The 26,065-nt window shown below is 63.9% G+C and carries 25 protein-coding genes and 1 pseudogene; 4 read left to right on the top strand and 22 right to left on the bottom strand.

Annotated elements, in window-relative coordinates; all coding sequences use genetic code 11:
* Positions 1-172: 172 nt before the first annotated feature.
* Complete coding sequence (locus V5E97_RS24820) at positions 173-1,264, bottom strand: Gfo/Idh/MocA family protein (protein ID WP_406694275.1); 1,092 nt, start codon at positions 1,262-1,264, stop codon at positions 173-175.
* A gap of 936 nt (positions 1,265-2,200) precedes the next feature.
* Here V5E97_RS24820 and V5E97_RS24825 point away from each other — a divergent pair.
* Complete coding sequence (locus tag V5E97_RS24825; RefSeq protein WP_406694276.1) at positions 2,201-3,598, top strand: carboxypeptidase regulatory-like domain-containing protein; 1,398 nt, start codon at positions 2,201-2,203, stop codon at positions 3,596-3,598.
* A gap of 142 nt (positions 3,599-3,740) precedes the next feature.
* On the opposite strand, the gene V5E97_RS24830 is transcribed toward V5E97_RS24825, so the two are convergent.
* From V5E97_RS24830 to mdcA, 15 genes are all read right to left on the bottom strand, one after another.
* On the bottom strand, positions 3,741-4,241 hold the full coding sequence (locus V5E97_RS24830) for a hypothetical protein (protein ID WP_406694277.1): 501 nt from the start codon (positions 4,239-4,241) through the stop codon (positions 3,741-3,743).
* 292 nt (positions 4,242-4,533) lie between these two features.
* Positions 4,534-5,376: a hypothetical protein gene (locus V5E97_RS24835; RefSeq protein WP_406694278.1), complete on the bottom strand. Its 843-nt coding sequence runs from the start codon at positions 5,374-5,376 to the stop codon at positions 4,534-4,536.
* Between the two features lie 356 nt (positions 5,377-5,732).
* Entirely contained in the window at positions 5,733-5,966 is a 234-nt protein-coding gene (locus V5E97_RS24840) for a hypothetical protein (protein WP_406694279.1), read from the bottom strand.
* Positions 5,945-6,091: a hypothetical protein gene (locus V5E97_RS24845; RefSeq protein ID WP_406701209.1), complete on the bottom strand. Its 147-nt coding sequence runs from the start codon at positions 6,089-6,091 to the stop codon at positions 5,945-5,947. The genes V5E97_RS24840 and V5E97_RS24845 overlap by 22 nt, the downstream gene beginning before the upstream one ends.
* Positions 6,092-6,599: 508 nt before the next feature.
* The gene (locus V5E97_RS24850; protein ID WP_406694280.1) at positions 6,600-7,094 is read right to left on the bottom strand and encodes an SMI1/KNR4 family protein; all 495 of its coding nucleotides are present in this window, start codon (positions 7,092-7,094) and stop codon (positions 6,600-6,602) included.
* 68 nt (positions 7,095-7,162) lie between these two features.
* Positions 7,163-7,708: a DUF1697 domain-containing protein gene (locus V5E97_RS24855; protein WP_406694281.1), complete on the bottom strand. Its 546-nt coding sequence runs from the start codon at positions 7,706-7,708 to the stop codon at positions 7,163-7,165.
* Positions 7,709-7,854: 146 nt separating this feature from the next.
* The gene (locus V5E97_RS24860; RefSeq protein ID WP_406694282.1) at positions 7,855-8,736 is read right to left on the bottom strand and encodes a DUF4037 domain-containing protein; all 882 of its coding nucleotides are present in this window, start codon (positions 8,734-8,736) and stop codon (positions 7,855-7,857) included.
* 303 nt (positions 8,737-9,039) lie between these two features.
* On the bottom strand, positions 9,040-10,767 hold the full coding sequence (gene poxB, locus V5E97_RS24865) for a ubiquinone-dependent pyruvate dehydrogenase (RefSeq protein ID WP_406694283.1): 1,728 nt from the start codon (positions 10,765-10,767) through the stop codon (positions 9,040-9,042).
* Between the two features lie 487 nt (positions 10,768-11,254).
* A complete protein-coding gene (gene mdcH / locus V5E97_RS24870) occupies positions 11,255-12,205 on the bottom strand; it encodes a malonate decarboxylase subunit epsilon (RefSeq protein ID WP_406694284.1) in 951 nt (316 codons plus the stop codon).
* Positions 12,202-12,912, bottom strand: coding sequence for a malonate decarboxylase holo-ACP synthase (locus tag V5E97_RS24875; protein ID WP_406694285.1), 711 nt, complete (start codon positions 12,910-12,912; stop codon positions 12,202-12,204). Before V5E97_RS24875 ends, mdcH begins: the two co-directional genes overlap by 4 nt.
* A complete protein-coding gene (gene mdcE / locus V5E97_RS24880) occupies positions 12,897-13,727 on the bottom strand; it encodes a biotin-independent malonate decarboxylase subunit gamma (RefSeq protein ID WP_406694286.1) in 831 nt (276 codons plus the stop codon). Before mdcE ends, V5E97_RS24875 begins: the two co-directional genes overlap by 16 nt.
* Positions 13,724-14,611: a biotin-independent malonate decarboxylase subunit beta gene (locus tag V5E97_RS24885; protein ID WP_406701210.1), complete on the bottom strand. Its 888-nt coding sequence runs from the start codon at positions 14,609-14,611 to the stop codon at positions 13,724-13,726. The genes mdcE and V5E97_RS24885 overlap by 4 nt, the downstream gene beginning before the upstream one ends.
* Positions 14,611-14,904, bottom strand: coding sequence for a malonate decarboxylase subunit delta (locus V5E97_RS24890; protein ID WP_406694287.1), 294 nt, complete (start codon positions 14,902-14,904; stop codon positions 14,611-14,613). The genes V5E97_RS24885 and V5E97_RS24890 overlap by 1 nt, the downstream gene beginning before the upstream one ends.
* On the bottom strand, positions 14,892-15,884 hold the full coding sequence (locus V5E97_RS24895) for a triphosphoribosyl-dephospho-CoA synthase (RefSeq protein ID WP_406694288.1): 993 nt from the start codon (positions 15,882-15,884) through the stop codon (positions 14,892-14,894). Before V5E97_RS24895 ends, V5E97_RS24890 begins: the two co-directional genes overlap by 13 nt.
* Positions 15,885-15,887: 3 nt before the next feature.
* Complete coding sequence (mdcA, locus tag V5E97_RS24900; protein ID WP_406694289.1) at positions 15,888-17,540, bottom strand: malonate decarboxylase subunit alpha; 1,653 nt, start codon at positions 17,538-17,540, stop codon at positions 15,888-15,890.
* 258 nt (positions 17,541-17,798) lie between these two features.
* Here mdcA and V5E97_RS24905 point away from each other — a divergent pair.
* Positions 17,799-18,059: pseudogene (locus V5E97_RS24905) on the top strand (SDR family NAD(P)-dependent oxidoreductase); the annotation flags it as partial.
* Positions 18,060-18,195: 136 nt separating this feature from the next.
* Here the strand turns inward: V5E97_RS24905 and V5E97_RS24910 are convergent.
* The 3 genes from V5E97_RS24910 to V5E97_RS24920 all read right to left on the bottom strand — a co-directional run bounded on the left by V5E97_RS24910 (position 18,196) and on the right by V5E97_RS24920 (position 20,730).
* Positions 18,196-18,939 (bottom strand): formylglycine-generating enzyme family protein, encoded by a 744-nt coding sequence (locus V5E97_RS24910; RefSeq protein ID WP_406694290.1) that lies wholly within the window; start codon positions 18,937-18,939, stop codon positions 18,196-18,198.
* Between the two features lie 141 nt (positions 18,940-19,080).
* Positions 19,081-19,233 (bottom strand): hypothetical protein, encoded by a 153-nt coding sequence (locus tag V5E97_RS24915; protein ID WP_406694291.1) that lies wholly within the window; start codon positions 19,231-19,233, stop codon positions 19,081-19,083.
* A 24-nt stretch (positions 19,234-19,257) separates the two neighbouring features.
* Positions 19,258-20,730, bottom strand: coding sequence for a WD40 repeat domain-containing protein (locus tag V5E97_RS24920; RefSeq protein WP_406694292.1), 1,473 nt, complete (start codon positions 20,728-20,730; stop codon positions 19,258-19,260).
* Positions 20,731-21,128: 398 nt separating this feature from the next.
* Between V5E97_RS24920 and V5E97_RS24925 the strand changes: the two genes are divergently transcribed.
* Positions 21,129-21,338: a HEAT repeat domain-containing protein gene (locus tag V5E97_RS24925; RefSeq protein WP_406701211.1), complete on the top strand. Its 210-nt coding sequence runs from the start codon at positions 21,129-21,131 to the stop codon at positions 21,336-21,338.
* A gap of 125 nt (positions 21,339-21,463) precedes the next feature.
* Here the strand turns inward: V5E97_RS24925 and V5E97_RS24930 are convergent, their stop codons facing one another.
* Positions 21,464-21,745 carry a hypothetical protein gene (locus V5E97_RS24930; protein WP_406694293.1) on the bottom strand — a complete coding sequence of 94 codons (282 nt, stop codon included), beginning with the start codon at positions 21,743-21,745 and terminating at the stop codon, positions 21,464-21,466.
* Positions 21,746-22,267: 522 nt separating this feature from the next.
* On the opposite strand from V5E97_RS24930, the gene V5E97_RS24935 reads away from it, so the two are divergent.
* Positions 22,268-23,107: a leucine-rich repeat domain-containing protein gene (locus tag V5E97_RS24935; RefSeq protein ID WP_406694294.1), complete on the top strand. Its 840-nt coding sequence runs from the start codon at positions 22,268-22,270 to the stop codon at positions 23,105-23,107.
* 84 nt (positions 23,108-23,191) lie between these two features.
* Here the strand turns inward: V5E97_RS24935 and V5E97_RS24940 are convergent, their stop codons facing one another.
* Together V5E97_RS24940 and V5E97_RS24945 are read right to left on the bottom strand one after the other, a co-directional pair.
* Complete coding sequence (locus V5E97_RS24940) at positions 23,192-23,335, bottom strand: hypothetical protein (protein ID WP_406694295.1); 144 nt, start codon at positions 23,333-23,335, stop codon at positions 23,192-23,194.
* 8 nt (positions 23,336-23,343) lie between these two features.
* Entirely contained in the window at positions 23,344-25,956 is a 2,613-nt protein-coding gene (locus V5E97_RS24945; protein WP_406694296.1) for a bifunctional serine/threonine-protein kinase/formylglycine-generating enzyme family protein, read from the bottom strand.
* Positions 25,957-26,065: the final 109 nt, after the last annotated feature.

Consider the following 26,065-nt stretch of genomic DNA (forward strand, 5'->3'; position numbering starts at 1 on the left):
TTCCGGCTTCAGATGCGAACCTTCGCTGCGGGCAGGCCCGCCACCGAATCCCCTTCGGAGTTCACGAACAAGCGCGTTACCCGCCTGACGAGGCCCGCCGTCTGATTGGATTGGAGCCGAGTGTGAACACCTCAGCCCGAACCACCCGGCTCGTTGGATCCACGCGTGCCGCTCACGCGAGGACCGGGAACCGCACAGGACACCGGTCGCGCTGGGAACGATAGATGGCGGTGAACATCGCCACGACCGTGCGCCCATCCTCACCCGTCACGGCGGGTGCCCTGCCCTCGAGGATTGACCGCAGGAACTCGCCGATCTGTAATGCGTGGTAGTGGGTCGTGGCGTCGACCCGCGTGAAATGCTCCCGATCGTTCTCCCGGTATGCGGCGAGATCGGCCTCCTCGCCTGGAACGTTCCATAGGTCGTTCAGGGGCGGCTCGATGATCGACGAGACGCCCGCGACGAAGGACGCCCCACGGTCGGTCTCGACGCCGACCGAGGCCCCGTTCGAGCCGTGGACGTGCACGTGCGTGAACAAGCCTGGCCGCTGCGACAGGCTCGCCACGATCGAGCCGAGCCCTCCTGACCGGAAGCGGACGATGGCCACGGCCGTGTCCTCGACCTCCACGGATGGGTGGTTGACGTTCGCCCAGCTCCCGCTGATCTCCTCGATTTCGCCCATGAACCAGGCGAGCAGGTCGAGCTGGTGGGGGGCCTGATTCACGAGCACACCGCCCCCCTCGGTCTCCCAGCGGCCCCGCCAGGGGTCGGACGCGTAGTAGGACGCGTCGCGCCAGTTGAACATGCCCACGACGCCGAGGGCGGGCCGACCGATCTTCCCGGCCGCGATCGCCTCCTTGACCCGCACGACCGGCTCGAACCAGCGGCGTTGGCTGACCACGCCGAGGGTTGCCCCAGATGCCGACGCCGCCGCGAGCATTCGGTCGCAATCGGCGAGCGTCGCGGCCATGGGCTTCTCGACCAGGACATGGACTCCCGCGCCCAGCGCACTCACGGCAGGGGCCGCATGGAGCGGGTGGGGCGTGCAGACGCAGACGGCCTCGGGCCTGGCCCTCTCGAGCATCTCCTCCATGTCGACAAACCCGGCGACTCCGAACTCCTCCGCGAAATCTCGCGCGCGGTCGGGGAATCCGTCGCAGACCGCCACCAGTTCCGACTCCGGAAGCCTCGCGAGCGCGAGGGCGTGGAGCCGCCCGACCTTACCGCAACCAACGAGGGCCGTCCTGAGCCTGACCTTACGCATCGTGTCACTCCAGGAAATACTTCGCCGCCATCCGCCGCAGGAATGCGAGCGACTCGGCCATCGCTTCGAGGCCGTTCACCCCGTCCTCAGATGCTGCCTCCGCCGTGATCGCCGCGCCCGGAGAGAATTCGGAAGGTTGCGTCGCAGTCGTTGCGGCCCCTCCCGGTGCCGCCGTGCCTCAGGCCCGGCGAGTCCCTCGAGTGCTTCCCGCGGCGAGCACCGACTTCCAGCTCCACAACACAGCCTGACGCCGAGGTACAGGTCGCGTGCCACTTCGGCGATGCTCCTGCCCTGCTCGATGAAGAGCATTTGACCGCTCTGGACGTCGAACCCGGGGGTGGATGACCGTCGTGTCTTCACCATCACGGTCCTCCTCAACAGTGAGCTTACCAAAATTAGCCGTAAAGCCCCCGACTTCAGTCGTGGGGATATAAGGCGTGAATCTGCTTGACGTCTGAATAGCTCTTTCAGACACTTGAATCGTCCCTTCGGGGACCGCTCTTTGACAACTCAGAGTTGCCGGTTGCCGGGAGAAAGTCCTTCCCGGCGTAAAACTTTGAAGGAACAGAAAGCGGCTGGGGTGCGAGAACCAAGCACTCCTCAACTTGTCACTGTCGGAAACGTCGTGAGGCGTCTTCGCCAGATACGTACTGTGGGGCACACAGGAACGGGTGGCTTCGGCCTCCAAACGCTCAGGGAGTGGGTGTAAGTCCCTTCGCTTTGAAGGCGGTCCACGTTGAACTGAGAATCCCCCGCCTTCAGGCGTAGGGAGTGTCAAACTCTGATCTGAGCGCTCGCCATTCGTGGGAATGTCCATTGGCGGGGAAGCTCCCGGCCCGACCCTGGCTCTGCTACGATCGCAAGATCGAGGCTAAGAAGTGCCGCCCTCGGCCGTTATTCCTCAGTGTGGCACTCCACGCCTTCCTGGGGGTTACCATGTCTAGAATCACGAGGGGACTCTTGCTCACCTTCCTGGCGGCCCTGCCGCAGGGGGCATCGGCGATGATCACGGGCGGGGAAGGCAACAAGGCGCTCCGCGATCCCGGCTGGCCGGCTGGGGCAGCCGCGATCTTCAACCACTCGGGCCGGATCGCTTGGTGGGAAGGCCCGCCGTTCGGCGGAGGTCAGTGGCATGCCGAGTGCCGCGGCGACACGAGGGCGCTGAACGCCGTCCTCGCCGACTTCGCCAGGATGGACACGACGGTCAAGCGGCTCGTCATCCACGACGGCACCGGCCGCAGCTTCTGGCTCGCCCCGAACCGCGAGCGGGAGAAGCGGAAGGAGGCGAGGATCGACTGGGCCTTCACAGTCTGGCAGCCCGACCGCTGGGCGCAGCTTCGCCAGTTGCCGGCCGACCTCAACCCGACCGCCGCCGATGACGCCTCCCCGCCCTCGCAGCTCGACGTCTACACGGCCAATCTCGGCTGGGCCGCCGTGGTCGTCCCAAAGGGGATCACGGTCATCGACAACCGCCTCGTCGCCCACGGGTTCACGCCCGAGGATGGTATCGTGATCGAGGGCACGGTCACCGACCTGGCCACGAAGCAGCCGATCGCCGCGACGATGAGACTGCAACGGGTCGAACCGCAAGATAAGGGGGGCTATCACTACCCTGTTGTCGCCAAGGCCAAGGCGGACGCCCAGGGCCACTGGGTGCGAAAGCATGTCCCGGCCGGCTGGCTCCGCGTGATCGTCGAGGCCGACGGGTATGCCCCCAGAGTCGCCGGCTTCGCACAGTTCGACGAGCAGCCGCGCTGGCAGTCGTTCGCGTGCGGCCTCGCCCGACTCGCCGCCGTCTCGGGTCGTGTCGTCGACGAGGCCGGCAAGCCGCTCGAGGGCGCCGAAGTGCGGCTCGGCAATGTCCAGGCGGAGTCCGGCGGCCGTTATGAGTCGCCGCTCGAGTCGACCGTCAGGACCGACGCCGAGGGCCGCTTCCGGGCCGAGCAGATCCCGGTGGGAACTGCCTCGGTCTGGGTCAACAAGCCGGGCTATTACGGCCCCGGCCTGGGTCTGCCGATCACGACGCCGAAGGCTGACGTCGCACTGAAGATGATGCGCGCCGCCAGCGTCCGCGTCACGGTGGATTTCACCGGCAAGAAGCGGCCGGAGGGATACATCGCGTCGATGAAGCCCGAGGGGGGCGAGGTCGTCGGGTCCTACGGCGGCTCGGGAAACATCGACGCCAGGAACCAGATGAGCTTCGAGATCGTGCCTCCGGGCCGATACATCTTCACGGGTCGGCCGAACCCCGGCTCGGATGCCGAGGAGACCGACCCCATCACCGTGGAACTGGTGGGGGGTCAGGCGGCGGAGGTCACACTGAAGGCAAAGTGAGCGTCCGCCGTGCCTCTCTCTCAACCTTGATTCTGGCTCGCGCCTACAAGATCAATCCCCCCATCACCTCATTCTGACGGAACACTGAGGCAGGCCGCTAACGCTTGGCGGCCGTACGGGAATGGAGGTCAGGCACCGTGGATTAAAGACCGCCGATCCGGAGCGGTTCGAGCTTCCGCCTGCACTCGTCCGGCGTGTCGTCGTAGTGATAATCGGGAACCTGCTTCGCAAGGTCTGGAAACAACGACGTAAGCGAGACACACCCTTGGATTCGCCGATCAACCGACTCGTCACAGAGCATGTCCAGAACGAACGGAAACTCGATTGAGATGTCCTCGCCCCTTCGATCGAGTTCGATCAGGTGCTCGTACGGGTTGTAGGTGCGAGGGTCCCGCAAGTTGGTGCGGAGCTGCTCGACGGAGATCTCGGTGATGTCCGGCTGCTTCATGATCTCGTCGAACTCTGCCGAATACCGGTATTCATCCCAAACTTCGGGGAGGCTACCGAGCATGAAGCCGAGCAATGCGAACAGAATGATGCACGCGAACCATCCCCCGAGATCGAAATATGCCCTCCCGATCGTGGAGCCAGCGGAGAGTCCGAACAAGATACCAATCAACCTGTAGATATCGTGTAGCGTCATTGGCGATAGAAGATCCGTAATCCGTCGAATAGGATTGGGACGCCGCGTGTCCCGGGAAATCCAAAGGAGACATTCCTATATTCTGACGCAGTCTGCATAAGCTCAACAAGAATATCCCCGAGGCTCTTTGCGGTATCCATTTTCACCAAAATCTCTTCAATTTCGACAAACTTCCTATTTGTTCGTCCCTTGAATCAAGTTCTCCGAACATCCACTTGGGGCCGATCGATCGCCGTGTTTGTTGGCGGTACTCCACCGACCGTGGTGGGCGGAATCGTGCCCGCCGAAGTCCTTAGTTCTTATCCGGCAGCCCGCTCTTCGCGCCCGTCCCGGTCTCAGCCGCGTCCATCGTCCAACTCTGCTTGAGGCGGGCGCCGATGCCGTCCCCGTACTCCTCAATGGCCACCACATCTTTTCCGCGAACCGCCACGATCCCGAACGGGGCTCGGTCGCTCACCGTGACCTGGTAATGACCCTTCACATAGTTCCAACCCGCCTTACCCCCCACCAGCTTGCCTTCGTAGCCGTACTCAAACCCCAGCTCGTACCCCTTGAAGGGCCCGAGGGGCGTCTTGAGTTCTACGTCCTTCTTTCGCTGAGCGCCTTTCGGTGGCACGGGGAAGTACAGCCGGAACCGCTCCACCTCGTACCGCTTTCGGTCCCCGTCCTCGACCTCGCTCAAGAAGTGCTCGCCGTCCTCCCTCCGGTCGCTCAGGTACATCTTTTTCACGTGCTCGAACGGGTCGATTCCGAGGTCGAAGGCCTTCTCTGGGATCAGCACCTTCAGCAGGAGCCCCCGGGCCTCGGGCTTGGCCTCCCCTTCTTCCTGAGAGTTCAGGACCAACTCGACCCAGCGGCACGGCTCGCCGCCCACGTCCTGCCGCCCGACGGAGCGGACCAGCAAGAAGTTGTCGCGGCTCGCCGTGGCCAGTTCCTCCGCAGTGAGTTCGGGCTCCTTCTTGAAGACCCAACCCTCTTTCTCGTCCGGTCGCAGGTTCCACGCTTCGTACTTGGTCGCGGTGATCCTGTACTTGACCCAGGTGCCGTCCGGCGGAAGGCGGTAGGCGACCCCATCGGCGAACGAAAACCCGCTGATGGCGATGAGTGCCACGCCGGCTAGAAACATAAGCCGCATACAAATTCCTCATAGTGTAGTTGCACGCAGTCGCCTGCGTCTTGCAGATATCACTTAACTTCGGGGCCAGGCCAAGAAGTCGGTTCAACAAGGAGAATCTGCTGGTTTTCCATCGGTGCGTAAGTCTTTGGCCGCCCCACATTCGCCAAAGTCGACTTAAGTCCAGTAGTTTGGTAATCGAGAGACAATCAAATGGCGTATTCGTTAATTTTGCCGCAATCTGGGTGAAATGGGAAATCGTGAAGAGTTTTAGAGAGGTAATCTTATCCAGTTTGCGCTTACTGCTTCAAGACTCAAGAATATCCCGAACGCCACGAAGATAGCACACAAATCGCGAACCGCAAGCAAGTCACCACTTATTGATAACAAAATTGACGTTCGTCATCATCGTGGTGGATCTGCTGACCTTTCAATGCAATCTGTTGCGGTCGTTGATGGGCGAGTCGGCTCGACTGCAAGGGGTGGATCCCGATCGGATTGGGCCGATCGACGCGGTGCGTTGGTTGATCGGGATCGAGACGGCGGCTGAATACCGGCATGACGGATTCCAATTGCGGTGCCTGGGCTATCACCCCGAGCCATTCTTCCATGGGTGCTGCGGTATCCGCTCCGCCCGAGCCGAGTACACGACCAGCGAGTCCAGAAATTTTAGGCGGGTCTTCTCATTCTTGGCACTTGCTACCCACCAACTGGCCGCTTTCCGATAGGACGCCAGCTGTTTCTCGAAGAAGTCCCAGGCCGCTGTGTTCTCGCGCTGGAGGGCCTTACCTTATAGGACTTGGGCAGTTCGACATCTCCCTACTCGTAGAGTAAATGCCCGACCGGCTTTCATTCCGGGCCTCAATCGCGGCCAGCCCAGAGGGCTGCATGCGGCCGAGTTCGGTCAGGGCCTGGACCCTGTTGATGTTCACGCTGCTCCATACGCTGCCTTTCTTGCGCGGCGTGAAGCGGTTCGCGTAGCTCTCGGCATCGACGCCCTTGCGAATGCTGTCGATTCAGCCGTAGCAGAGGGCCTCGTCGACCGCCTCGGGCCACGTGAGGCTCTTGCGAGCCGTGCCCTTCTTGTAGAAGCCCCCCCAGGGGTGGTCGGCCGTGGCGTGGTTCTTGGCAAGCCACGCCCGGAAAGATTCAGTGGTTTCGAAGAAAGAGGGGGTCCATGACGGCCTCGGAGGCGGGAACCGATCAGGCAGTTGGGCAAGGCCAGAGCCTCGCCAATGATGGTACTACCCCTCCTGTTCCTTGTCGTGCCCCCGGACGAACGCCATCAGATCCGGATACGGAGCCTTCAGCTCCTGGCTCTCGTGGTCCAGATGGACGATGGTCCCCGCCGGCCATCTGCCCACGCGCTCGGCGCAAATGCCGTAGAGTTCGGCGTATCCATTGTCCTGCCAGAAGAACACGACCTTGCCCATCCGGACGGGTTTGGGGAGCTCATCCTCGACGTCGCGCAGGTAGCCGAGGACATCGGGCAAATCCATCGTACTGAGGAAGACGGAGTCACCTTCGTCATCCGCCCCACTCCATCGCGTCGTGTCGCGGACGCCGTTGAACTCCGAAAGGAGGGAGAGAAGTTCGGTCGGGAGTGGTCGCCCAAGGATCTGCTCGGCCTCGGAGATCTGCTCCGGTGTCGCGGGCGGCCCGAAGTGGTACACGCGGCCGTAGTCCCGGTCGTAGAAGGATGGCCTTCCCTCCTCGAACGCCTCGCGCCATTTTCCCATAGCTCGCTCCTATTCGCTTCGGGTCATTGCCCATCAGGAACCGGGGTTGCGTCCGCCCCGTAGCATCACTAACCGGCAGCCTTCTTCGCCAGTTCTAACAGCTTGAGCACCGTGTTCCAGTTGCGGGCAGTGTTGGCCACGCCGATGCCCTTGTCGAACTTCTCGGCCAGCTTCGACGTGCCGAACCCGTTCGGGGTGTGCAGGTACGCCACTCTCCCGAGGACCTCGACCCCCTCGCCATCGGTAGCGTGTGCCTGAAGCCCCTCGATCGCTTCCATGGTCGGATCACCTGCCAGAACAGCGGCGTGCAGGTGCTTCCCCATCGCGAACTTCGGAAATGGGTTGTTGTCGATCAGCTCGGTCCACTCCGCCAGCGTTGGGGCGTAGATCGCCTTGGTGAAGCCGAATTTTTCCTCGCAGATCTTTGCGACCGAGGCGATCACCTTCTCCCGGGGTAGACCACTGTGGAAGACGGCGTTGCCGCTGTTGATGTAGGTGGCGACGTTCTCGAACCCCGCGTCGGTGAGGGCGTTGCGGAGAGGAGCCGTGGGGAGCTGGGTGGCTCCGCCGACGCCGCGGAACAGTAGGATATATGCGGTTTTGGTTTTCGGCATGGGCCGATTTTACGCTAGACCGCAAGGACGGGCGATGCCGTTCCAGCCCAGCCTGGCGTTCTCCGGGCTTCGCTTCGCTCCGGTCGTCAGCGCGACTCAACCCTTCGCCCACCTGTCGCGTCGGGGATTACTCACCCGACATCCGATCACTTCGGCAGCGTGAATTGCGGCCGGTAGAGATCGCCCGCCAGTTCGACCGTCTCTCGAACGAGTCGCGCAACGCCTTCGACGGCGGCACCGAGTTCCGCCGGGGAGCCGCCCAGGTGCTGGAATGCCCCCTGCACACGCAGGCCGAACCTCGGCGGGGCGATCTCGAACTCGGCGACCTCCGCCAGGGCCGTCTTATCGTTGAGAGGGTACGCGCGGTTCAGGGCGAACAGGGCCATGACCAGCTCGTTCACACCGCGGGTCAGGCAGGCGGCGGTCCCATAAGTGTCCGACCGGGCTGCGAACTTGGGGGCGAACGTCGAGAGCGTGAACTCGGCCATGAACATGTAGTCTCGGATGACCGCACGCTGCAAGGCCTCGGGGTAGTCCGCGACCCGCCGCTTCAGCGCCGCGAGCTTGTCGGTGGGGTCGAAAAGGGGTATGCACACCGCGACCTCGCCGAGGTACGTCCCGCTGAAGAACCCGAAAGGTGGTTGCTGGTGGTAGTGGACCTCGTACCGCCCGGCCTCGGCGTCGGCGATGACCCGCTCGACGTGCTCGAGGCTGCGGTAGAGGAGATCGACACGCTGCCCGCCGACCGTCAGCCACGCCCCGCCGTTGACCCACGGCCCCCACCCGTAGAAGTCGGAGACCGCCGAGCCGGGGGTGTCGTTCACCGCTTCGGCCAACTCCCGGACGCTCTCGACCGAGAAGGGCACCGCTTCCGAGTAGAGGAGGCCAAGATCGATGTCCGACCCCGGCTGGGCGCGTCCGCGGGCATGTGAGCCCCCGAGCACAACGGCCTGAATCCCAGGGATCACCCCAAGCCGCTCAGTGAGTGACGATACCAATTCGCGTTGGCCCCGCGAGAGCTGTTCCAAAGTCGCATCCCCCAACGGACGGAAGTCGTCGACCGAGCGGCCGTGGTGTGGCAGTTTCGGTTTGCCGCGGCGGCACGCAGATCGCCCATCGGGCGGGAAACGGTTGGCGTGCCTCAATCGGAGCTAGCCGGGCCCGTAGCCCCACGAATAGCAAGGAGGCCTATGCCGCGAAAGTCCCGAGCCAAGAGTAGCCAGCCCGAAACCCCCGCCACCAATCACACGCCTGTCGCCGAGATCCTCGAGGCTTTGCGCCACGGCGACATTCGTCAATTTTGCCGTTATCTGGGTCAAATCGGGTGTTCCTTAGCGTGAGAAGAGATTCGTCTTGGCGAGATCGATCACTTCGTCACCTCGTCCACTGAGGACGGCGCGAATCATGTAGAGACTGAAGCCGATCGCCTGCGATGCGGTGATCGTCGGAGGCATCGCGAGCTCTTGCCGGTTGACGATCACCTCCACGAGGCACGGCCCCTCATGGGCCAGCGCGGTTTCCAGCGCCTGTCGAAGATCCTCCGGGGCTTCCACGCGAAGGCCGAGGATCTCGGCCGATTCCGCCAACTTTGCGAAGTTGGGATTGACCAGCTCCGTGCCATAATCAAGCAATCCAGCGGCTTTCATCTCCAGTTCCACGAAACCGAGCGAACTGTTGTTGAAGACGATCACCTTGACCGGGAGCTTGAGCTGCCTCAACGTCAACAGATCGCCGAGCAACATCGCCAGGCCGCCATCGCCGGAGAGACTGACGACCTGTCGATCAGGAAATGCGGCCTGGGCACCGATCGCCTGGGGAAGCGCATTGGCCATCGAGCCGTGAGAGAAGGAACCCAACAGGCGGCGCTTTCCATTCATTCGCAAGTATCGCGCCGCCCAAATCGTGGGCGTGCCCACGTCGCAAGTAAAAATTGCACTGTCCGATGCGAGCTCATTCAACACTTTCGCCACGTACTGGGGATGAATCGGAGTGCGTCCCGGTTCGCCCGTGGCAAGCTCATCGAGGCCTTTTCGAGCCTGGGCGTAGTGCTTGAGGCAGACATCGAGATAGCTACGATCCGCTTTGTCGTCCACCAAGGGGGTGAGCGCCTGCAAGGTTTCCTTCACGCTGCCGACGAGTCCGACATCCACGGGTGTGCGACGACCAATCTGCTCGCCGCGCAGATCCACTTGGAGGATCGTCGCGTCTTTGGGATAGAACTGCTGGTAGGGAAAGTCGGTTCCGAGCATCAGCAACGCATCGCAGTTCATCATGGCATGATAGCCCGACGAGAAGCCGAGTAGACCGGTCATGCCGACGTCGTACGGATTTTCGTACTCGATGAACTCCTTGCCACGCATCGCGTGCACGATCGGGGCCTTCAGCCGTCCGGCAATGGCGATCAGCTCTTCATGAGCCCCTGCGCAGCCGGCACCGCCGAGGATCGCAACTTTGCTCGCACCATTCAGCAGTCCTGCCGCCTTCTCCAGGGCGTCCACGGGAGGGAGTGTGGTCGAGGCCGAATCGCCAAGTCCCAGCGCAAGCGGCGGAGAAGGGCAATCGCGCAACGCAATATCACCTGGAATGATCACGACTGCCACGCCGCGCTTGGCGATCGCAGTCCGCATCGCGATGCCCAGAATCCGAGGAATCTGTTCGGGCTGTGAGACCAACTCGCAGAAGTGGCTGCAATCTTTGAATAAGTGCTCAGGGCTGGTCTCTTGGAAATAGCCGCTGCCGAGTTCGCTGCTGGGGATCTGGGCCGCGATCGCAAGCACCGGGACTCGATTCCGATGGCAGTCGTAGAGTCCGTTGATGAGGTGCAAATTCCCTGGCCCGCAACTCCCCGCGCAAACCGCAATCTTCCCCGTGAGATGAGCGTCAGCACCCGCGGCAAATGCCGCGACCTCTTCATGCCGGACGTGCAGCCAATCGATCGCTTTGCTCTTCCGGATGACGTCGGTCAGGCCGTTGAGCGAGTCACCGACCACCCCGTACACTCGCGTGACACCGGCCGCGATCAATGTCTCGATGAACACGTTGCTGACGGTTCTCGACATCGGTTCCTCTCCGTCCAAGAAAGAGGCCACTGATTCCTGTCGACACTCAAGCGTTGGCTCGATCCGTTGTCCTGTTCGATCAGGATAACCCATGAGGCAGCTGCTGTCTCGCCAGGCAGAATGCCGAGGGAGTGACGGAATCCGGATTCAAATGCGAGCGGGGAGCGTAAGCTCAACTCCTTCAGATTGGCGGCCACGGCCTCCACTTGCTGCTCGGCGGAGAGGGCGGTCACCTCCTGAAGCCAGCGAGCCTGTCTCAACGGTTCAGGTGACGTTGTTGCAGAAATCGTCGGCGGCGTTCTCGCGGTCGGGGGCCATGCAGGGGTCGCGGCGGGAGTGATGGGCCCAAAGATTGTGGTGGACCGCAACAGCGCCAGACGCCGCAACGGAGGGGCCATGACCGTTGGTCCGCTTATTCACGACACATGCGCAGGTTTCAAGAGGCAGTCCAAGAGCTTCTATAAAGTGTGACGGAAGCCTGGCACGTTCAGGGCACCGGGGATCGGAAGTCAAACCTGTTCTCGCGAGCGGCGACTACGGCTGCGTAACGCAGGCCTCGATCCGCGATCGAGACCGCACGCACGCCGGGAAGCGACTGGGCTACGAGCTGAGTGGACACACGACCTGGGGCCATCTCGAGCAAGAGCGTCGCTCCAAGTTCGCGCAGGACTTCGAGCGTATCGTACCACCGGACCGGATGCGCGACGTTGGTGGCGAGATCCTCGCGGATCGCCTCGGCCTCCCGGAGGGCGCGACCGCCTCGATTGCTGATGTAGGGCATTGCCGGCGGCTTCAGCGGGAGCCCGGCCATCGCCTGCACCAGGCGTTCCCCGACTGGTTGGAGAAGTGGGCAATGCGACGGGACGCCGACCGCCAGCCGATCGACACGGTGCGCGCCGTGCTGAGTCGCCAGGGTAGCCACCGCGGACAGCGCAGCGTCGCTGCCGGCGACAACGATCTGCAGGGGCGCGTTGATATTGGAAACGTAGAGGGGACACTGCGCGGTCCGGATTCGCTCCACGAGGCTTTCCACCCGAACCTCGTCGAGGCCGACAATGGCGGCCAGACCATAGCCGCCGGGGAAGGCCGCCTGCATCAGCTCACCGCGCAGCCGGACGATCCGTAGGGCGTCGGCAAAGGACAGCGTACCGCAAGCAACCGCAGCGCCGAAGGCGCCGACCGACATGCCAGCGACAGCACCGGGGAGGACGTGTTCCGCCATCAGAGCGCGCGCCGTCGCAACCCCAGCGACCAACAGCCCGAGTTGGACCGCGACAGTCGAGTGCTGTGACTGGGCATCGTCGAGAGCGCTCAGATCCAGGCCAAGGACTTCGGTCGCCTCGGTGAGAGTCCGTGTGATCTCGGCGTGTTGCGGCAGTTGATCCAGCAGGCCTTCGCTCTGGGCCCCCTGGCCCGGGAACAGGAAAGCTACGGTCATGAGCCTCCCTCCGTCCCAGCCTCTGCGTCCGTTGTCCAGGGATCGGCCACAAGACGGGGCCCGTCCGCGGTCCGCATGAGTATCTGCCTCGGAGCAGCGGCCAAGTCGGTCAGTGAGACGCCTCCACGCGGCGTCTCCAGTAGCACGTCAATCCGCGCCGGGGCTGCCGCTGCAACCAGAGCGGCTTGCAGGGAGCGAGCCTCGTCCGGCTCGAGCCGACAGGACTGGCGCAGAATGACGTCGAGGTCGCTCGACGCCGAGGCTGTCGGACCAGCCGTCGCCAGTTCGAAGCCGACACTGCCACCGGGTCCCCAGCAGTACCCGCGGCTCGCCAAGAGTGGCGCGACCCGGGCCAGTGCGGCCAGAGCCGGAACCGCCTCCGTGCGTGCCCGCCCGGGAGCGTAGGCCAAACCCGGTGTCGGACGGTTTTCCACACTGTCCCACAGGTCTTCGGGCGATCGCCGCTCGGTAACGTCGGCGACCGCCAGCCAGGCAGGAAACCGCTGCGATCGCGCTGGGCCGCGTACGCCGACCGGGATCTGACCGGCCTGGATGCGGCCGCGGCGGACGACCACCCAGGGAGTCCGTCTCAACGCCGGCTCGACCCAAGATGGTGTCGGACCCTCCGCCGTCACCACCGCCGGCTCCCGGACCCGGAGGAGGTCGTGGGGCCGCGCCGGGGCCCCAACACTTACGATTGGTCCCATTGCTCTGCCAATCTCCTCCGGACCTCGATCGATGCGGTGCGATGGACCTGCGCTTCGGCATTGTTCAACCGGCTGGTCAGGTCACCGGGATGCTCGCGGATGGCTGCAATGGCCGCGGCGACCCGCTCCATCACCCGCCCGACCTGCGCAACCGAGGGGGCATCCGCGTCGATTCCGGCGATCAGCTCGTGCAGCAAGCCGAGCTTGGCGTACTGACGAACGTCGTACGCCATTGGCAGGACGGACTTGCCGAGTTCATCCAGCTCCTGGACAGTCCGCCGCGTGATGCGCGCCGCCGATTGCTTCCTCATCGCATGGATAACGACTCCGGGATCATCCAGCGCCAGCAGCCGATGGGCCTGAGCGCCATGCGCGAGAAGGCCCCCCGATAAAGCAGTGCCAACGATCAGCGCGACGACCGGGTGTCCGGCCATGCGGGCTGCCGCATAGGCGTCAACGGCTGCGGCGAGGGCCAGATGGATTCCCAGAAGCGCCTCGAGCCGCCCGTAGGCCTGGCTTTGAACATCAACGATCGCAAGGATTGGCCGCTTGACCCCGGAGGAATCGGCGGCGATCGCGTCCCGTACGTGCCGGGCAAGCGCCCATCCCTCGTCAAGCCCGAGTTCGCCATGCCGGGCTCTGGGAAAACGATTTTGCGGATCCGGCACGATGGCCAGCATTCGCACCAGCTCGCCGGCCAAGGTCGCGTCGGCAACGAGCACAGTCCCGAGGCTGGCCTCGACCGACTCTGCAAGGCCGGCGAGGGCATGGAACCAGGTCCGCCCTCGGCTCGATGGCGTCGCGTTTGCGGTCATTGGATTTCTCCGCTCGGCCACAGCCGGCGCAAGGCAGGACCGTCCAGCGGCGCGGCCGGATCGATTTTCGCCAGGCGGCGACTGTAGTCTTCAACCTGCTCGCTTCGATGCCGGGCGGGGACGCCGCGTGCCGCAAGCCCCTGGATGGCTTGCTTGACCAGCCGGGCATCATCCTGGACCAGCGCGTCCACAAAGCCGGTGTCGTGGCGCTGCTCGCCACCCATCAGGCTCCAGATCAACGGCCTGTCGCTGGCGTCCAGCTCGTCGATGCCAGCCTCCTGCTCGATTACCTCAGGGCCATTCAGTTCGAGCCGCGCCTGCGGGAGGGCCACCAGATAGCTGCACAGGCCGGCCGTGATTGACATGCCGCCGAAACAGCCGATCATACCGGTGATGACGCCGATGACCGGCACATGCCGGCGCAGCGCAAGGATCTCGGCATGGATCTCGGCGACCACGGCCTCACCGAGATTGGCCTCTTGAAGACGAACACCACCGGTCTCGAGCAGGAGCACCGGCAGGATCGGCTTGCCATATTCCCAGTCACGCCGCGCCAGTGCGAGTGCGGCCGCGATCTTGCTCGCGGACACCTCCCCCATCCCGCCGCCCTGGAACGCACCTTCGATTGCCATGATCAGAGCGGGTCGGCCCGCGAGCTGCCCGCGCGCGACGATGACGCCGTCATCCGACTCGGGCACGATCCCCTGGAGCGGGAGCCAGGGAGATTCCAAGCGATCGAACGGCCCCAGCAGCTCGCGAAAGGTTCCGGGATCGAGAAGCGACCGGGCGCGCTCGCGTGCCCGCATCTCGATGACACTCTGGCGCGACAGGAAGCGCTCGCGGCGCTCCTGGGCAGCCGGGATGTCATGGTCGTTCGTCGGCATCATGGCCGCACCTCCTCCGCAGCTTGTTCGAGCCGCAGCGTCACCGTCCCGGGCGTGGCTCCGAAATCGTTGATTTCCACATGCGCGGCGTGGTCGAAGCGGGAGAAGAATCGGTCGAGCACTTGCTTCCACACCTGGCCATAGCCGGCGACGCTGGTCCGCACTCGGACGTCCGCGGCCGGCTTGTCGGAAGGCTCGATCAGTACTTCCAGATCGCCGGACCCGACGACACCGACGTGGGCCCGCCGCAGCAACGGCTGCTTCGCTTCGTACTCGAAGTTCAGCGTCTCCATCGGAGCTCTCCTGTTTGTGAGGTTGCCGGGTGCGATCCGTCGCCGAATCGATCGAGAAAGAGGGTCACGGCCAGCAGGTCGGCGCTGCCGCCCGGCGAAGCCCACCGCGCCATGAGGTCGGCATGCAGCCGATCCAGGTGTTGCCGTCCGGCACACTCCCCTGCCCCGCCCGCGCGGAGTACGGCCCGGGCGCCTGCTTTTGCCGCTTCGAGCGCGGCTCGACCGCCACGATGGAGCAGGCAGGTGTCGTCGAGGCTGGCCATGATCGCCATGAGGGCGTCGAGTCGGGCGCAGTCTTCCGAAGCCCCCCGGGCGCGCGCCGCGCGGAGCACCGGTAGGGCCACGCGGATCGCGTGCGGGAAGGCGGCCTGCGCCTCGCCGCGGGCGCCGGCGACGCCATATCTTAGGTGGGCCCGCTCGCCGGGGCTCAGCGGCCGGTCCGCAGGCCGGTCGGTGGCCAACCCCGTGTCCGGCAGCCGTGCGAGCACGGCCGCAGCTTCCCCGAGACTGGCCGGCCTGCGATCCGAACGGCGCTGGGCGGCCGCAGCGACCAGCAGCCCGAGCGCCCAGATCGCGCCACGGTGGGCATTGCTGCCGTCGGTTGCGGCCAGCATGCGTTGCTCCATTTCGCGTCCGATCCGTCCGATCTGTTCGCGCAGCCGCAACGACGGCTTTTCGTCGGCGGCGACGCGCGCGATGGCAGCGAAGCCGTCCTGCAACGCGTGTGCGGAGCGACACAGCTTCGCCAGGTCGAGGTCGTGATGGGCGCCGTTTCCACGGCGGTCCACAAGCGCCGGCTTGGGCGTCAGTTCCGCCTCCTCAAGGAGCACGGCAACGGCCAAGTGAGACAGCTCAAGGGCCAGGAAATCAAGGTGCAAGCTCCGACGACCGATCATCGCACGGCCATTGAGACCGACCGAGACATCGGGGGCCAGCGGCCAGGAAGGAAGGGAGCCAGCATCCAGGGTCGGGTCCATCATCGTTCACCAACTCCGGAATTTGGCGGGCGGCTGGTAAAGGCCGTCCGACCAAGCGACCAGGTCTTCGATACTGCGTGCCGCCAATAGCGTCCGGCTCGCCTCGGTTCGGCGGACGCCGAGATCCTCGGGAGTTGCGACAATCCCGCGGGTGCGCAGCTCGGCGGTTCGCGCCGGGTCCGCGCGGCGACCGATCTCCGTGGCGCCTGCGATGGCCGCGATAGCCGCCTTGCGTTCGTCCAGGCCCTCCGTCTTGCAGAGGTAAGCGACTCCCTCCTCAGTGACGATGTGCGTGACGTCGTCGCCATAGATCATGATCGGCGCCATCGGCATGTGGGCCTTCTCGCCAACTGCGACGGCGTCCAGCGTATCGACGATCGTCGGCGTGCCGCCTTTGTGGAAGGTCTCCACGGCCTGCACGACGAGTTTGCGGCCGCGCGCGGTGGCACTCGGACGTGGGATCATGTCCAGCCAGGCCGCGCTCGTGTGGCGGCGACCCCGCGCATCGCTCCCCATGTTGGGCGCCCCGCCAAAGCCGGCGAGCCGTCCCCGGGTCACCGTCGAGGAGTTCCCCTCGGCGTCCAACTGCAGCGTGGACCCGATGAACAGGTCGATTCCATACTGACCGGCGAGCTGCGCGAGGACACGGTTCGACCGCAGACTGCCGTCATGGCCGGTGAAGAACACGTCCGGGCGGGCCCGGGTGTAGTCGGCCATTCCGACCTCGCTGCCGAAGCAGCACACGCTCTCCACCCAGCCGCTCTCGATCGCCGGGATGAGGGTGGGGTGTGGATTCAGGACCCAGTGCCGGCAGATTTTTCCACGCAGGCCCAGCTTCTCACCATAGGTCGGCAGTAACAGCTCGATCGCCGCCGTGTCGAAGCCGATACCGTGGTTGAGCGTGGTCACACCGTGACGCTCGTAGATGCCCCGGATCACCAGCATGCCGATCAGGATCTGCACGTCGGTGATTTGCCTCGGGTCGCGCGTGAACAACGGCTCGACCTGGTAGGGCCGGTCCGCCACGACGATGACGTCCACCCAGGACGCCGGGATATCGACGCGCGGCAGTTCATCCACCAGCTCATTGACCTGCACGACGACCACACCATCGCGGAAGGCGGTCGCCTCGACGATGGTCGGCGTGTCCTCGGTGTTCGGGCCGGTGTAGAGGTTGCCCTGGCGATCGGCCTGCTCGGCGCAGACCAAGGCCACGTCGGGCACCAGGTCCACGAACATGCGTGCATACAATTCGACGTATGTGTGAATGGCGCCAATTTCGAGCTTGCCGTCCTCGAGGAGTTGCGCCAGGCGGACGCTCTGCGTGCCGGCGTACGAGAAATCGAGCTTGCGGGCGATGCCCCGCTCGAACAGCGTCAGGTGCTCCGGCCGGCTGACGCTCGAAATCAACAGGTGCAGATCATGCGTTTTCGCCGGATCGACCTGGACGATCGCGCGCGACAGGAAATCGGCCTGCTTCTGATTGTCGCCTTCGAGCACCACGGCGTCCCCGGGCTCCAGCAACGCCTGCAAAGCCTGAACGATCGCGTCACTCTCCAGCACAGGGCCCTTCATCCATGGCGAGATCCGGGCCAATCGCGCGGCCTTCTTCGCCTTGCGGCGCCGCCAACGATCCTCGTCCTGAATCGAAGCAGTCATATTGACATCCCCAAGATTCTGACGCGACGGGAGGCGGCGTTCAGGAGCGATCCCGCAATAACGGCGGACCGGCATCAATTAAGATACTATCCCGCAGCGAGGACCAAACAAGATGCCGGACAAGCCCGAGGGGACAGTACGAGGAGGGATCGCGTCGCGACCGGTCGGTAGCGCGGCCAGTGACGTTGCCGGAGCGGCGGTGAAGGGCGGGCGAACATTTTTTTCTCAATCGCCCCAACGACATCCCACTCCCGTCCGCAGAGCGCTCGGTCTGGTCGCCCCCCCTTCTTCAAGACAATCCCGCAGGGAGCGGCGACCTCGATCTGGACAGGGGTGGTCGCGGAAGCCGACGAAGTGGGCGGTCGCTCCTGCGAGAACTGTCACGTCGGCGTCATCGTGTCCGACGATCTCAAGATTAGCGTCATCAGTGAAGGGGTGCGTGGTTACGCACTCGATTCCGAGCGTGCCGAGGCGCTTTGGGGGAAGAGCGAAAAGATGGTGGGGGAACGGTTCTCATGACAACGCCGTCCTCGATCTTTTGTGCGAGCTTGCTGTCGAGGCTGAGGCTCAACTCCTTCGGATTGGCGGCCACGGCCTCCACTTGCTGCTCGGCGGGGAAGGCGGCCACCTTTTGAAGCCAGCCGGCGAGCCTGTCTCAACGGTTCAGAACGGGGACTGCCGAACTGGCCTGGCCTTTCGCCGGGATGGGCAGCACGACCAGGCCGAAGCCATTGATATCTAAAGGCTTTCTCGGATCGGAAGGATTGCGGGCGGCCGAATTATTCAGCGTCAGGTCCCCCCCGCCGTCGGCAAAGTAGGTTCCCCCGCGGGTCACGCGTGACTCCCCCGCATCCGGCCCTCGGGGATCGACAACCACGCCGCGGTCATCGCAGTCCCGATAGTAGCTTGGGGAATACCAGTCCCAGCACCATTCCGAGCTACCGGCGTACATGCCGACCAGACCAAAGGGATTGGGGTCCGGTGTTCGGATCCGGAGGTAGGCCTGGGCTGTCGCCGCGTTCCGGGTGAACCTCGCTTGGGCCTCCTGCGCGGTCAGGCCGAAGTGCCACAGGGAGGTCGTGCCGGCCCGGCAGGCGATCTCCCATTCGGCCTCCGTCGGCAGCCGATACCCGGTTGCTCCGGGGATCACGGTCACCGCTTGCCCCGCCACCTGGTAGGCGGGGGTGAGCCCTTCCCGTTCGCTCAGACGGTTACAGAACGCGATGCTGTCGAACCAGGTGCAGCGACTGAGGAGCACGCCATCCGGCTCATTGTGGGGGGATTCCGGCTCATCCCCCGGCTCGCGTTTCATGAGGTCGAGGAAATCGCCATATCGCACCTCGCGCTCGCCAAGGTAGAACGGCCGGGGCAGGCGGACCGGATGGGCAGGAACCGCCATGTGCCCATGGGCCGGGTACGCGGGAATGGTGGCATGGTATTTTAAAGAGGGCAAAGCAGGAAATCTGGATTGTCTGCCGAGATCGGCAGGCGACCACCCGTTTTCACTGAAGCTCCCAGATGTCCCAACTGAAGTGCCTGGCTACCCAATCTGCTGGAAGACCGTTTTCTGGACAGCGAAGATCGCGATCGCCACTAGGGCAACCAGGATCATGAGCGAGGCAACGCGACTTCGGGTCGCCAGCCTCGCGAACTTCTTGATGGCGCGTTTGAGAACTCCGATGGACTCGTCCACAAGTGGACAATCGGCCTGGAACGGTTAGCGGGTCGGGAGCTCCCAGATTTCGACGTTCAACGGACGGTCCGATGGTTCCGGCTCTCCCGGCCGGGAGATGTTGCTTCCTGTCCGATAATAAAGGGCCAGAGACTTACCGTCCGGGGAGAAGTTCCAACCACAGGTCCCCGAGGAATAATGGCCCCGTAAAGGGATCGTGGCCGTTACAAGCGTCATCGTCGGATCGAGCACCCGAATCTCAAAGACGTCATTTCGTCTGATGAGAAGGAAGAGCCAACTCCCGTCCGGAGAGTACCAGGCACTTTTCAATCCGAGGGCGTCGACGCGGCCGATCTCGCGCATCGCGGGTAGGTCGCAGAGCGAGAGGGTCAGCGAATCATCACTAAATCTTTTTCCGAGCAAAGCCGCGTATCGACGCCCGTTCGGCGCGACGATCAGTTCGCCCGCTGCTAATTCCAGACGGATCGGGGGGAGATTGGTGACGTCGTAGCAGGAATAACCCCGCGCATCGACGAGATGCGAGTCGATACGGGGAAGCCCGCCCGGGAAGAGAACCCTTCCATCCGTGCTGAAAACCGGGGCGTTGTCTCGATGCTCGGCTGTCGGGACCGGCCACCTGCGCCCACTTGCAAGCTCGTACAGTTCTTGCTTCCTCGAGGTCCCGATCGCGAGGTATTTCCCATCGGGGGAGAAGCTGAGCGGCTTTACCCAGGGCGCTCCGGTATCGAACTCGACACCTGGCTTTCCGGTCGCCGTATCCCAGACCTTGGCTGTCGAGTCGTGCCAATCTCGGGCTCCCGTGACCAACCGCGTGTCGTCCGGCGAGAACACCAGCGGCGCGCCTCCGTCAACCGTGGCCCTCTCCTTCCACCCGTGGACATCCCAAAGCTTCACGCGGGGCAAGCCCTTGCTCTGATTGAAGGCCACCGTGAACTCAATCTGTCCGTCCACGATCATCTTGGACGTCTTCACTTCCATCGGCAGCCGCTCGGAGTTATCGAGGAACGCGAGCAACTTGCCGTCGCGAGAAAGGGCGAAAAAGTTGGTACTTGCATTAGAGCTTTCCGAAATATGGGAAAATGTGGCGTACTCCTCGCCGGTCGCCACCACCCACACTTTGAGGTCGCAGACCGACACTGGCTTGTGCCGATCTGAACCCACTTTGGCGAAGAGAAACCGTCCATCGGGCGAGAACACCGTCCCTTCAAGCCTATACGTGCTCAAGAAAGCACGAGCCTTGCCCGTCCCCGCATCGCGAAGTTGATAGCCTTCGCTACCGGAAGAAACCAGGGACTTGCCGTCAGGCGAGAAGACGACAGCCCCCGCACCTTTCTCCTTCCAGGAAGCCTTGAGATGTGGACCTGGCTCGGCGCTTGCCATACCTACAAAGGTCGAGAAGACCAGGAGCGAAGACAGATTGAGCACGCGGCCTCTACCCAGCCGGCTGCGACGAGTCGGCTTCGGTTTGTGCCCGGCCGTTGACATTTCCCGCGTCATGTCTGGGAACTCCTCAAGCGACTCGAACACCACAGAGCAGGCGACATGCGACCAATCGGAACACTGCCGTGGCCGCAACGCATCAACGTTGGTCGCAATCGGGCAACGGCGTCTTCGGACGTATTGTCTATGATGTCCGACGCGTGTTCCGCATTCAACGCCCACGCACATCCCCAGACGGGACAGGTCTTGCAACCGCATGAGATCCTTCGCAGCCGCACTCCATCATCACTGAACGCGGCGCGAAGAAGAAGCGAGCTGGCCGCCGAACGGGTCGAAGGCCATTCAGCCGAGTCGGCGGCCGAGCAATCCTTTTCAATGGATCGCCCAGACCTCCCCACTGAAGTGCCTGGCAACGACTCTATGCGGAGGCCGCGACCGACGCACTGCCGGCGCTCATCCGGGCGCTTCGCGACGAGGACGAGAAGGGGCGCAAGGGGGCCGTCACCTCCCTCATGGAGTTTGGAGAAGCCGCCGCGCCAGCCGCTCAGGCCCTTACCCAGGCCCTCAAAGACCCTTCTCCGGCGATCCGAAGCGACGCCGAACTCGCCCTCAAGTGCATTGTCGGGAAAGCCGGAGTAGGTATCGTCCGATCCGGAGCGTGGTAAGGAACGGGACGCAAATCACTTCCCGATTTCAGAACGATTCACGATCGTGACCCGCTATGCCGTTAATCCTTTCTAAGACTCTGTAATTGCAAATACTATTGTGCTTTATGTATGCACTGAATGATTTAGTTTAGATTCAGCCCCAACGGGGCTGAAACCGGCGAGAGCGTACGCCACGCGACGGTAAACAGGCGAGCGTTGACGCGATTCAAGGCGTGACCAGCCGCGCCCGTTGCGGCGGCCACGGCTGCTTGACAGTGCGTCCCGGTGCGCCCAGGACGGAAGTTTGCCCCTTCTGCCGTGGGCTGGACGTAGTGGCCAGGAAGGATGACCGTGCGATCATCGGGCGACTCAGGGTTGTTGGGCTGGTCGAGCTGCTGCCGGAGGGGTGAGCGCAGATTCTCCAACCTTGATTCGCTCACGATTCGTCGGTCACGCTCCCATTGCTCTGTCTCGGTCGACAAGAGAAGGCTGTGACTGTCGAAACGCCGAACATGCTCATAATTGATGTTCTCCGTCCCTGAGCACGAGCCTGTGGGAATTGAGGACACGGCTGACGATCTCTTCCTGAAAACATTGCTTCCGCCTCGACCGTAATCACCGCCGGCTGTAGCCTAGAGCAGTTCCCGACCGGCTGGCGCACGGAAAAAGGGGACGGGCACCCGGCCTCCAAGGCGTTCGGCGAGAGTCAAGGGCTCAGGGGCCGGGAGCCAGTCCCCTTTTTCCTCCGCTGTGCGCAATGCAACGGGAAACCGCTCTAAGTGACGTCTCGCAACAAGATGTCTTTGATTGGTTCAAATCGCGTGCGACGTACGCGATGCAATCGTGAGGCGAGTCCAAGACGCAATAATTACCAAGAGCCAAACCGCCGGTTCACTGTTATCGTGGAGGAAGGTCGAATCGATCCCTTCCTCATCGGAGGTCGGAAGATGGGACGTCTTCAGTTCCTTGGGCGACTCCGATCGATTAGCTTTCGCTCATTCCTGGCTATGACCACCCTGGCCACCATCGGCGTCTGGTGGAAAATGGACCAGCCGCGGCGGAAGAACAAGGCGGCTTCGACGACCCAAAGCCTCGGTGGCTACGTCCGACACCAGCCTGAGCTCGTGACCAGCACGCCTTCTCCTTCGGCCTGGATCAGGGACAAGCTGACCGCCAGCGTTACGCACGACCTCGCCGTTGTTAACCTCGATGGGGCGAAAGTCACCGACACCGACCTGGCGGCATTGGAAGGCATCCAAGGCCTGCGGGAGCTCTCTCTCAATGGGACGCCGATCACCGACCGAGGGATGGCCTCGCTCGCAGGCCTATCGAACCTGGAGGTGCTGGAACTGCGCGAAACGTCGATCAGTGACGTCGGACTCGCCCATGTGGCCGGGCTGGGGAAGCTTCGCGTCCTGTATCTCTACGGCACTCGGGTCAGCGATTCGGGAATGGCATTGATCGGGCATCTGCGGGACCTCGAAGAGCTGAGCCTGACCGCGACGCAGGTCAGCGACAAGGGCCTTGGCCGCCTGGCAGGACTGGTCAGGATGAAGCGCCTTAGGCTAAGCAGGGCACGGGTGACCGATGCCGGGATCGTCCATTTGGCGAAGATGAAGCAACTCGAGGCGCTCGACCTCTCCAGGACGCAGGTGACCGACGCCGGGTTGGCCAACCTCTCCTCCCTTACCGACCTCAAGGTCCTTTATCTCGATGAGACGAAGGTGACGGTAGCGGGGCGGCTCGCGCTGCAACGGTCCATGCCCTGGCTCCAAATCTTCGAATGACGACGAGGACGATTCCCTCTGGGGCCGGACAACTCCGGACTGGGCGGAGATTGGCGATTCGGGCGACCCGGCAAGTGCCGGCGATTACCCGACGACTCGGAACATCGCGATGAACTCTTCCAGGAGGAGCGCGAGCTGATGGGCCTGCTGGACGTCGATCCCGAGTTTGCCACCCGACCGTTCTCCCTGGGCGTGTCCCGGGTCTTGATCAAGAAGATGAGCATTCAAGGCGGCGACTACGGGGGGCCGAACGGACCGGATGGATCACTTGGTGCGCCTCGCTTGAACGATGAATTGGCCTGGCCTTTCGTCGGGATGGGCAGCACGACCCGGCCGAAGCCATTGATACCAAGAGGCTTTCTCGGATCGGAAGGATTGCGGGCGGCCGAATTGCTCAGCGTCAGGTCCCCCCCGGCGTCGGCAAAGAAGGTTCCCCCGCGGGTCACGCGTGCCTCCCCCGCGTGGGGCCCCCGGGGATCGACAACCACGCCACGGTCGTCGCAGTCCCGATAGTAGCTTGGGGAATACCAGTCCCAGCACCATTCCGAGCTGCCGGCGTACATGCCGACCAGACCAAAGGGGTTGGGGTCCGGCGTTCGGATCCGGAGGTAGGCCTGGGCTGCCGCCGCGTTCCGGACGAACCTCGCTTGGGCCTCCTGGGCGGTCATGCCGAAGTGCCACAGGGAGGTCGTGCCGGCCCGGCAGGCGAACTCCCATTCGGCCTCCGTCGGCAGCCGATACCCGGTCGCCCCGGGGGTCACCGTCACCGCTTGCCCCGCCACCTGGTAGGCGGGGGTGAGCCCTTCCCGTTCGCTCAGGCGGTTACAGAACGCGATGCTGTCGAACCAGGTGCAGCGACTGAGGAGCACGCCATCCGGCTCATTGTGGGGGGATTCCGGCTCATCCCCCGGCTCGCGTTTCATGAGGTCGAGGAAATCGCCATATCGCACCTCGCGCTCGCCAAGGTAGAACGGCCGGGGCAGGCGGACCGGGTGGGCAGGAACCGCCATGTGCCCATGGGCCGGGTACGGGCCCATATTCTCCCAGGCTTCCTCCTCCGCGACCGTCACCCCCATGGTGAACTCGCCCGGCGGGATGAGCCGGAACGTCATACCCAACGCGTTGGTGGTCACGACCGGCACGCCGAGGTATTTCGCCCAGGCCTCCTGGTGGTCGCGGGCCTGCCTGGCGTCGAATGGTGCCTTGGCCAGTGGCGGGGCCGCCGAGGGCATGGCCTGGGCCGCTACCACCTGGCCGTTTTGCACGACCTGGACTTTGCCCTGCAGCAGTTCCACCTTCAGGATCAGCGCCGCCCCCTGCTTCAGCACCAGCTTGTCGGCCTCGAATGTGAAGTCGCCGCGCTGGATGCGGACGCCATGCTCCCCGGCCCGCAGCGTGATCGGCTCCTTGTCGGCGCCCTTGATGGTCGGCCCGTCCTTGTCGAAAACGACCTCGACCGCTGGGTCGTCGCTCTCGATCCGGACGGTGCCGTGCGGCGTCGGCCAGAGTACCAGGAGCAGCGATACCGCCAGTGCCAATGCCGCGACAGCCACCGCCACTAGCGGTTGGCGGCGCTTTCGTGCTGGCCTTGCCTGCGGCTTCGGTAAGAACTGCGTCGTCGGGAGCTGTTCCAGGGCGAGCAGCGTCTCCGCCACTTCCTGAGCCGAGGCGAGTCGGTCTTCGGGTTTCTTGGCCAACAGGCGGATCACCAGCGAGGAAAGCCCCAGTGGCGCTTCTGGGCGTACCTCGCACACCGGCGGCGGCTCGTGAAGGGCCAGTGCGCGCAAGACGGCGATGGTGCTCTCGCCGTGGTACGGCAGCGAGCCGGTGCTCATCTGGTACAAGACGCAACCCAGACTGAACAGGTCGCAGCGCGGGTCCACTGGCTTGCCTTCGGCTTGCTCCGGCGCCATGTACGCCGGTGTGCCCACGATCAAGCCCATTTGCGTCAGGTGCGTCTGGTCGGCCTGGGCCTGCACCAGGCCGAAATCCAGGACCTTGACGTGGCCGGTCGATCCTTCCAGCCACAGGTTGGCCGGCTTGATGTCCCGATGCACCAGCCCGCGGGCATGGGCGGCGGCCAGACCCAGGGCGGCCTCACGGCCGATGCACAGGACCTCGGCCAGAGGCAGCCGACCCTCGCGGCGAATGCGGTTGTCGAGCGGCTCGCCCTCCAGGAACTCCATGGCCAGGTACGGAGCACCGCGGTCCTCACCCACCTGAAATACGGTGACGACGTGCGGATGCTTCAGCGCCGCGGCCGCCTTGGCTTCGCGGAGGAATCGCTCCTTGGCGGTGGACACGGCGGCCATCCCTGGCAGCATGGCCTTGAGCGCGACCACTCGGTCGAGCGCGGGATCGTGCGCGCGGAAGACGACACCCATGCCGCCGTGACCCAGCACCGACAGGATGCGGTATGGCCCCAGCCGTCCGATCTCGTCGGGCCGCTCGGGCGGCGCCAGGAACTTGGTCAGCTCTTCTGGAAGGCCCTGGGAAGGCGACGGATCGCGGTGAGTTTGCACGGCCGAGGCATTGGCGATCCCGAAATCGATGCCGGCTTCCCGGTCTCGTTTTCGCGTGACCGACCTGCCCTCCTCCAACTGGCGCAGTGCGCGAACCGCCGAGCGGCGCTGGGCCGGGCTGACCAGCACGTTCTCACGACTGGCAGCGCTTTGCTGGAGCCGCGTCAGCAGATCATCATCGGTGGTCAGTTGATCGATGCGGCCGCAACACACCGGACAGTCGTCGAGGTGACTCGAGATCTGAACCAGCTCGAACTCGCTGAGCTGGCCCAACGACAGCGCACGCAGCGCTTCGTCTCCCGGATGGTTCAACGTGGCCTCAGTCATCACATGCCATTCAAAGGTTTGTCGAACGGCGAAACGACAACGCCGCGTTCCCCGAGAGAAACGCTTGAGAGATGGAAAACCTTACACGAACGGTGGGGTACAAACTCCA

Origin of the sequence: Singulisphaera photorubra (assembly GCF_045290345.1) — a bacterium.
GTDB lineage: Bacteria > Planctomycetota > Planctomycetia > Isosphaerales > Isosphaeraceae > Singulisphaera.

Coding starts and splice junctions, on each gene's coding strand:
- V5E97_RS24855 (WP_406694281.1), bottom strand. CDS start 7,708: ATGCCGAAAACCAAAACCGCATATATCCTACTGTTCCGCGGCGTCGGC.
- poxB (WP_406694283.1), bottom strand. CDS start 10,767: ATGTCGAGAACCGTCAGCAACGTGTTCATCGAGACATTGATCGCGGCC.
- V5E97_RS24840 (WP_406694279.1), bottom strand. CDS start 5,966: ATGGAAGAATGGCTCGGGGTGATAGCCCAGGCACCGCAATTGGAATCC.
- mdcE (WP_406694286.1), bottom strand. CDS start 13,727: ATGACCGCAAACGCGACGCCATCGAGCCGAGGGCGGACCTGGTTCCAT.
- V5E97_RS24820 (WP_406694275.1), bottom strand. CDS start 1,264: ATGCGTAAGGTCAGGCTCAGGACGGCCCTCGTTGGTTGCGGTAAGGTC.
- V5E97_RS24830 (WP_406694277.1), bottom strand. CDS start 4,241: ATGACGCTACACGATATCTACAGGTTGATTGGTATCTTGTTCGGACTC.
- V5E97_RS24835 (WP_406694278.1), bottom strand. CDS start 5,376: ATGCGGCTTATGTTTCTAGCCGGCGTGGCACTCATCGCCATCAGCGGG.
- V5E97_RS24885 (WP_406701210.1), bottom strand. CDS start 14,611: ATGCCGACGAACGACCATGACATCCCGGCTGCCCAGGAGCGCCGCGAG.
- V5E97_RS24935 (WP_406694294.1), top strand. CDS start 22,268: ATGGGACGTCTTCAGTTCCTTGGGCGACTCCGATCGATTAGCTTTCGC.
- V5E97_RS24825 (WP_406694276.1), top strand. CDS start 2,201: ATGTCTAGAATCACGAGGGGACTCTTGCTCACCTTCCTGGCGGCCCTG.
- mdcH (WP_406694284.1), bottom strand. CDS start 12,205: ATGACCGTAGCTTTCCTGTTCCCGGGCCAGGGGGCCCAGAGCGAAGGC.
- V5E97_RS24890 (WP_406694287.1), bottom strand. CDS start 14,904: ATGGAGACGCTGAACTTCGAGTACGAAGCGAAGCAGCCGTTGCTGCGG.
- mdcA (WP_406694289.1), bottom strand. CDS start 17,540: ATGACTGCTTCGATTCAGGACGAGGATCGTTGGCGGCGCCGCAAGGCG.
- V5E97_RS24920 (WP_406694292.1), bottom strand. CDS start 20,730: ATGACGCGGGAAATGTCAACGGCCGGGCACAAACCGAAGCCGACTCGT.
- V5E97_RS24850 (WP_406694280.1), bottom strand. CDS start 7,094: ATGGGAAAATGGCGCGAGGCGTTCGAGGAGGGAAGGCCATCCTTCTAC.
- V5E97_RS24910 (WP_406694290.1), bottom strand. CDS start 18,939: ATGGCGGTTCCTGCCCATCCGGTCCGCCTGCCCCGGCCGTTCTACCTT.
- V5E97_RS24945 (WP_406694296.1), bottom strand. CDS start 25,956: ATGACTGAGGCCACGTTGAACCATCCGGGAGACGAAGCGCTGCGTGCG.
- V5E97_RS24895 (WP_406694288.1), bottom strand. CDS start 15,884: ATGATGGACCCGACCCTGGATGCTGGCTCCCTTCCTTCCTGGCCGCTG.
- V5E97_RS24875 (WP_406694285.1), bottom strand. CDS start 12,912: ATGGGACCAATCGTAAGTGTTGGGGCCCCGGCGCGGCCCCACGACCTC.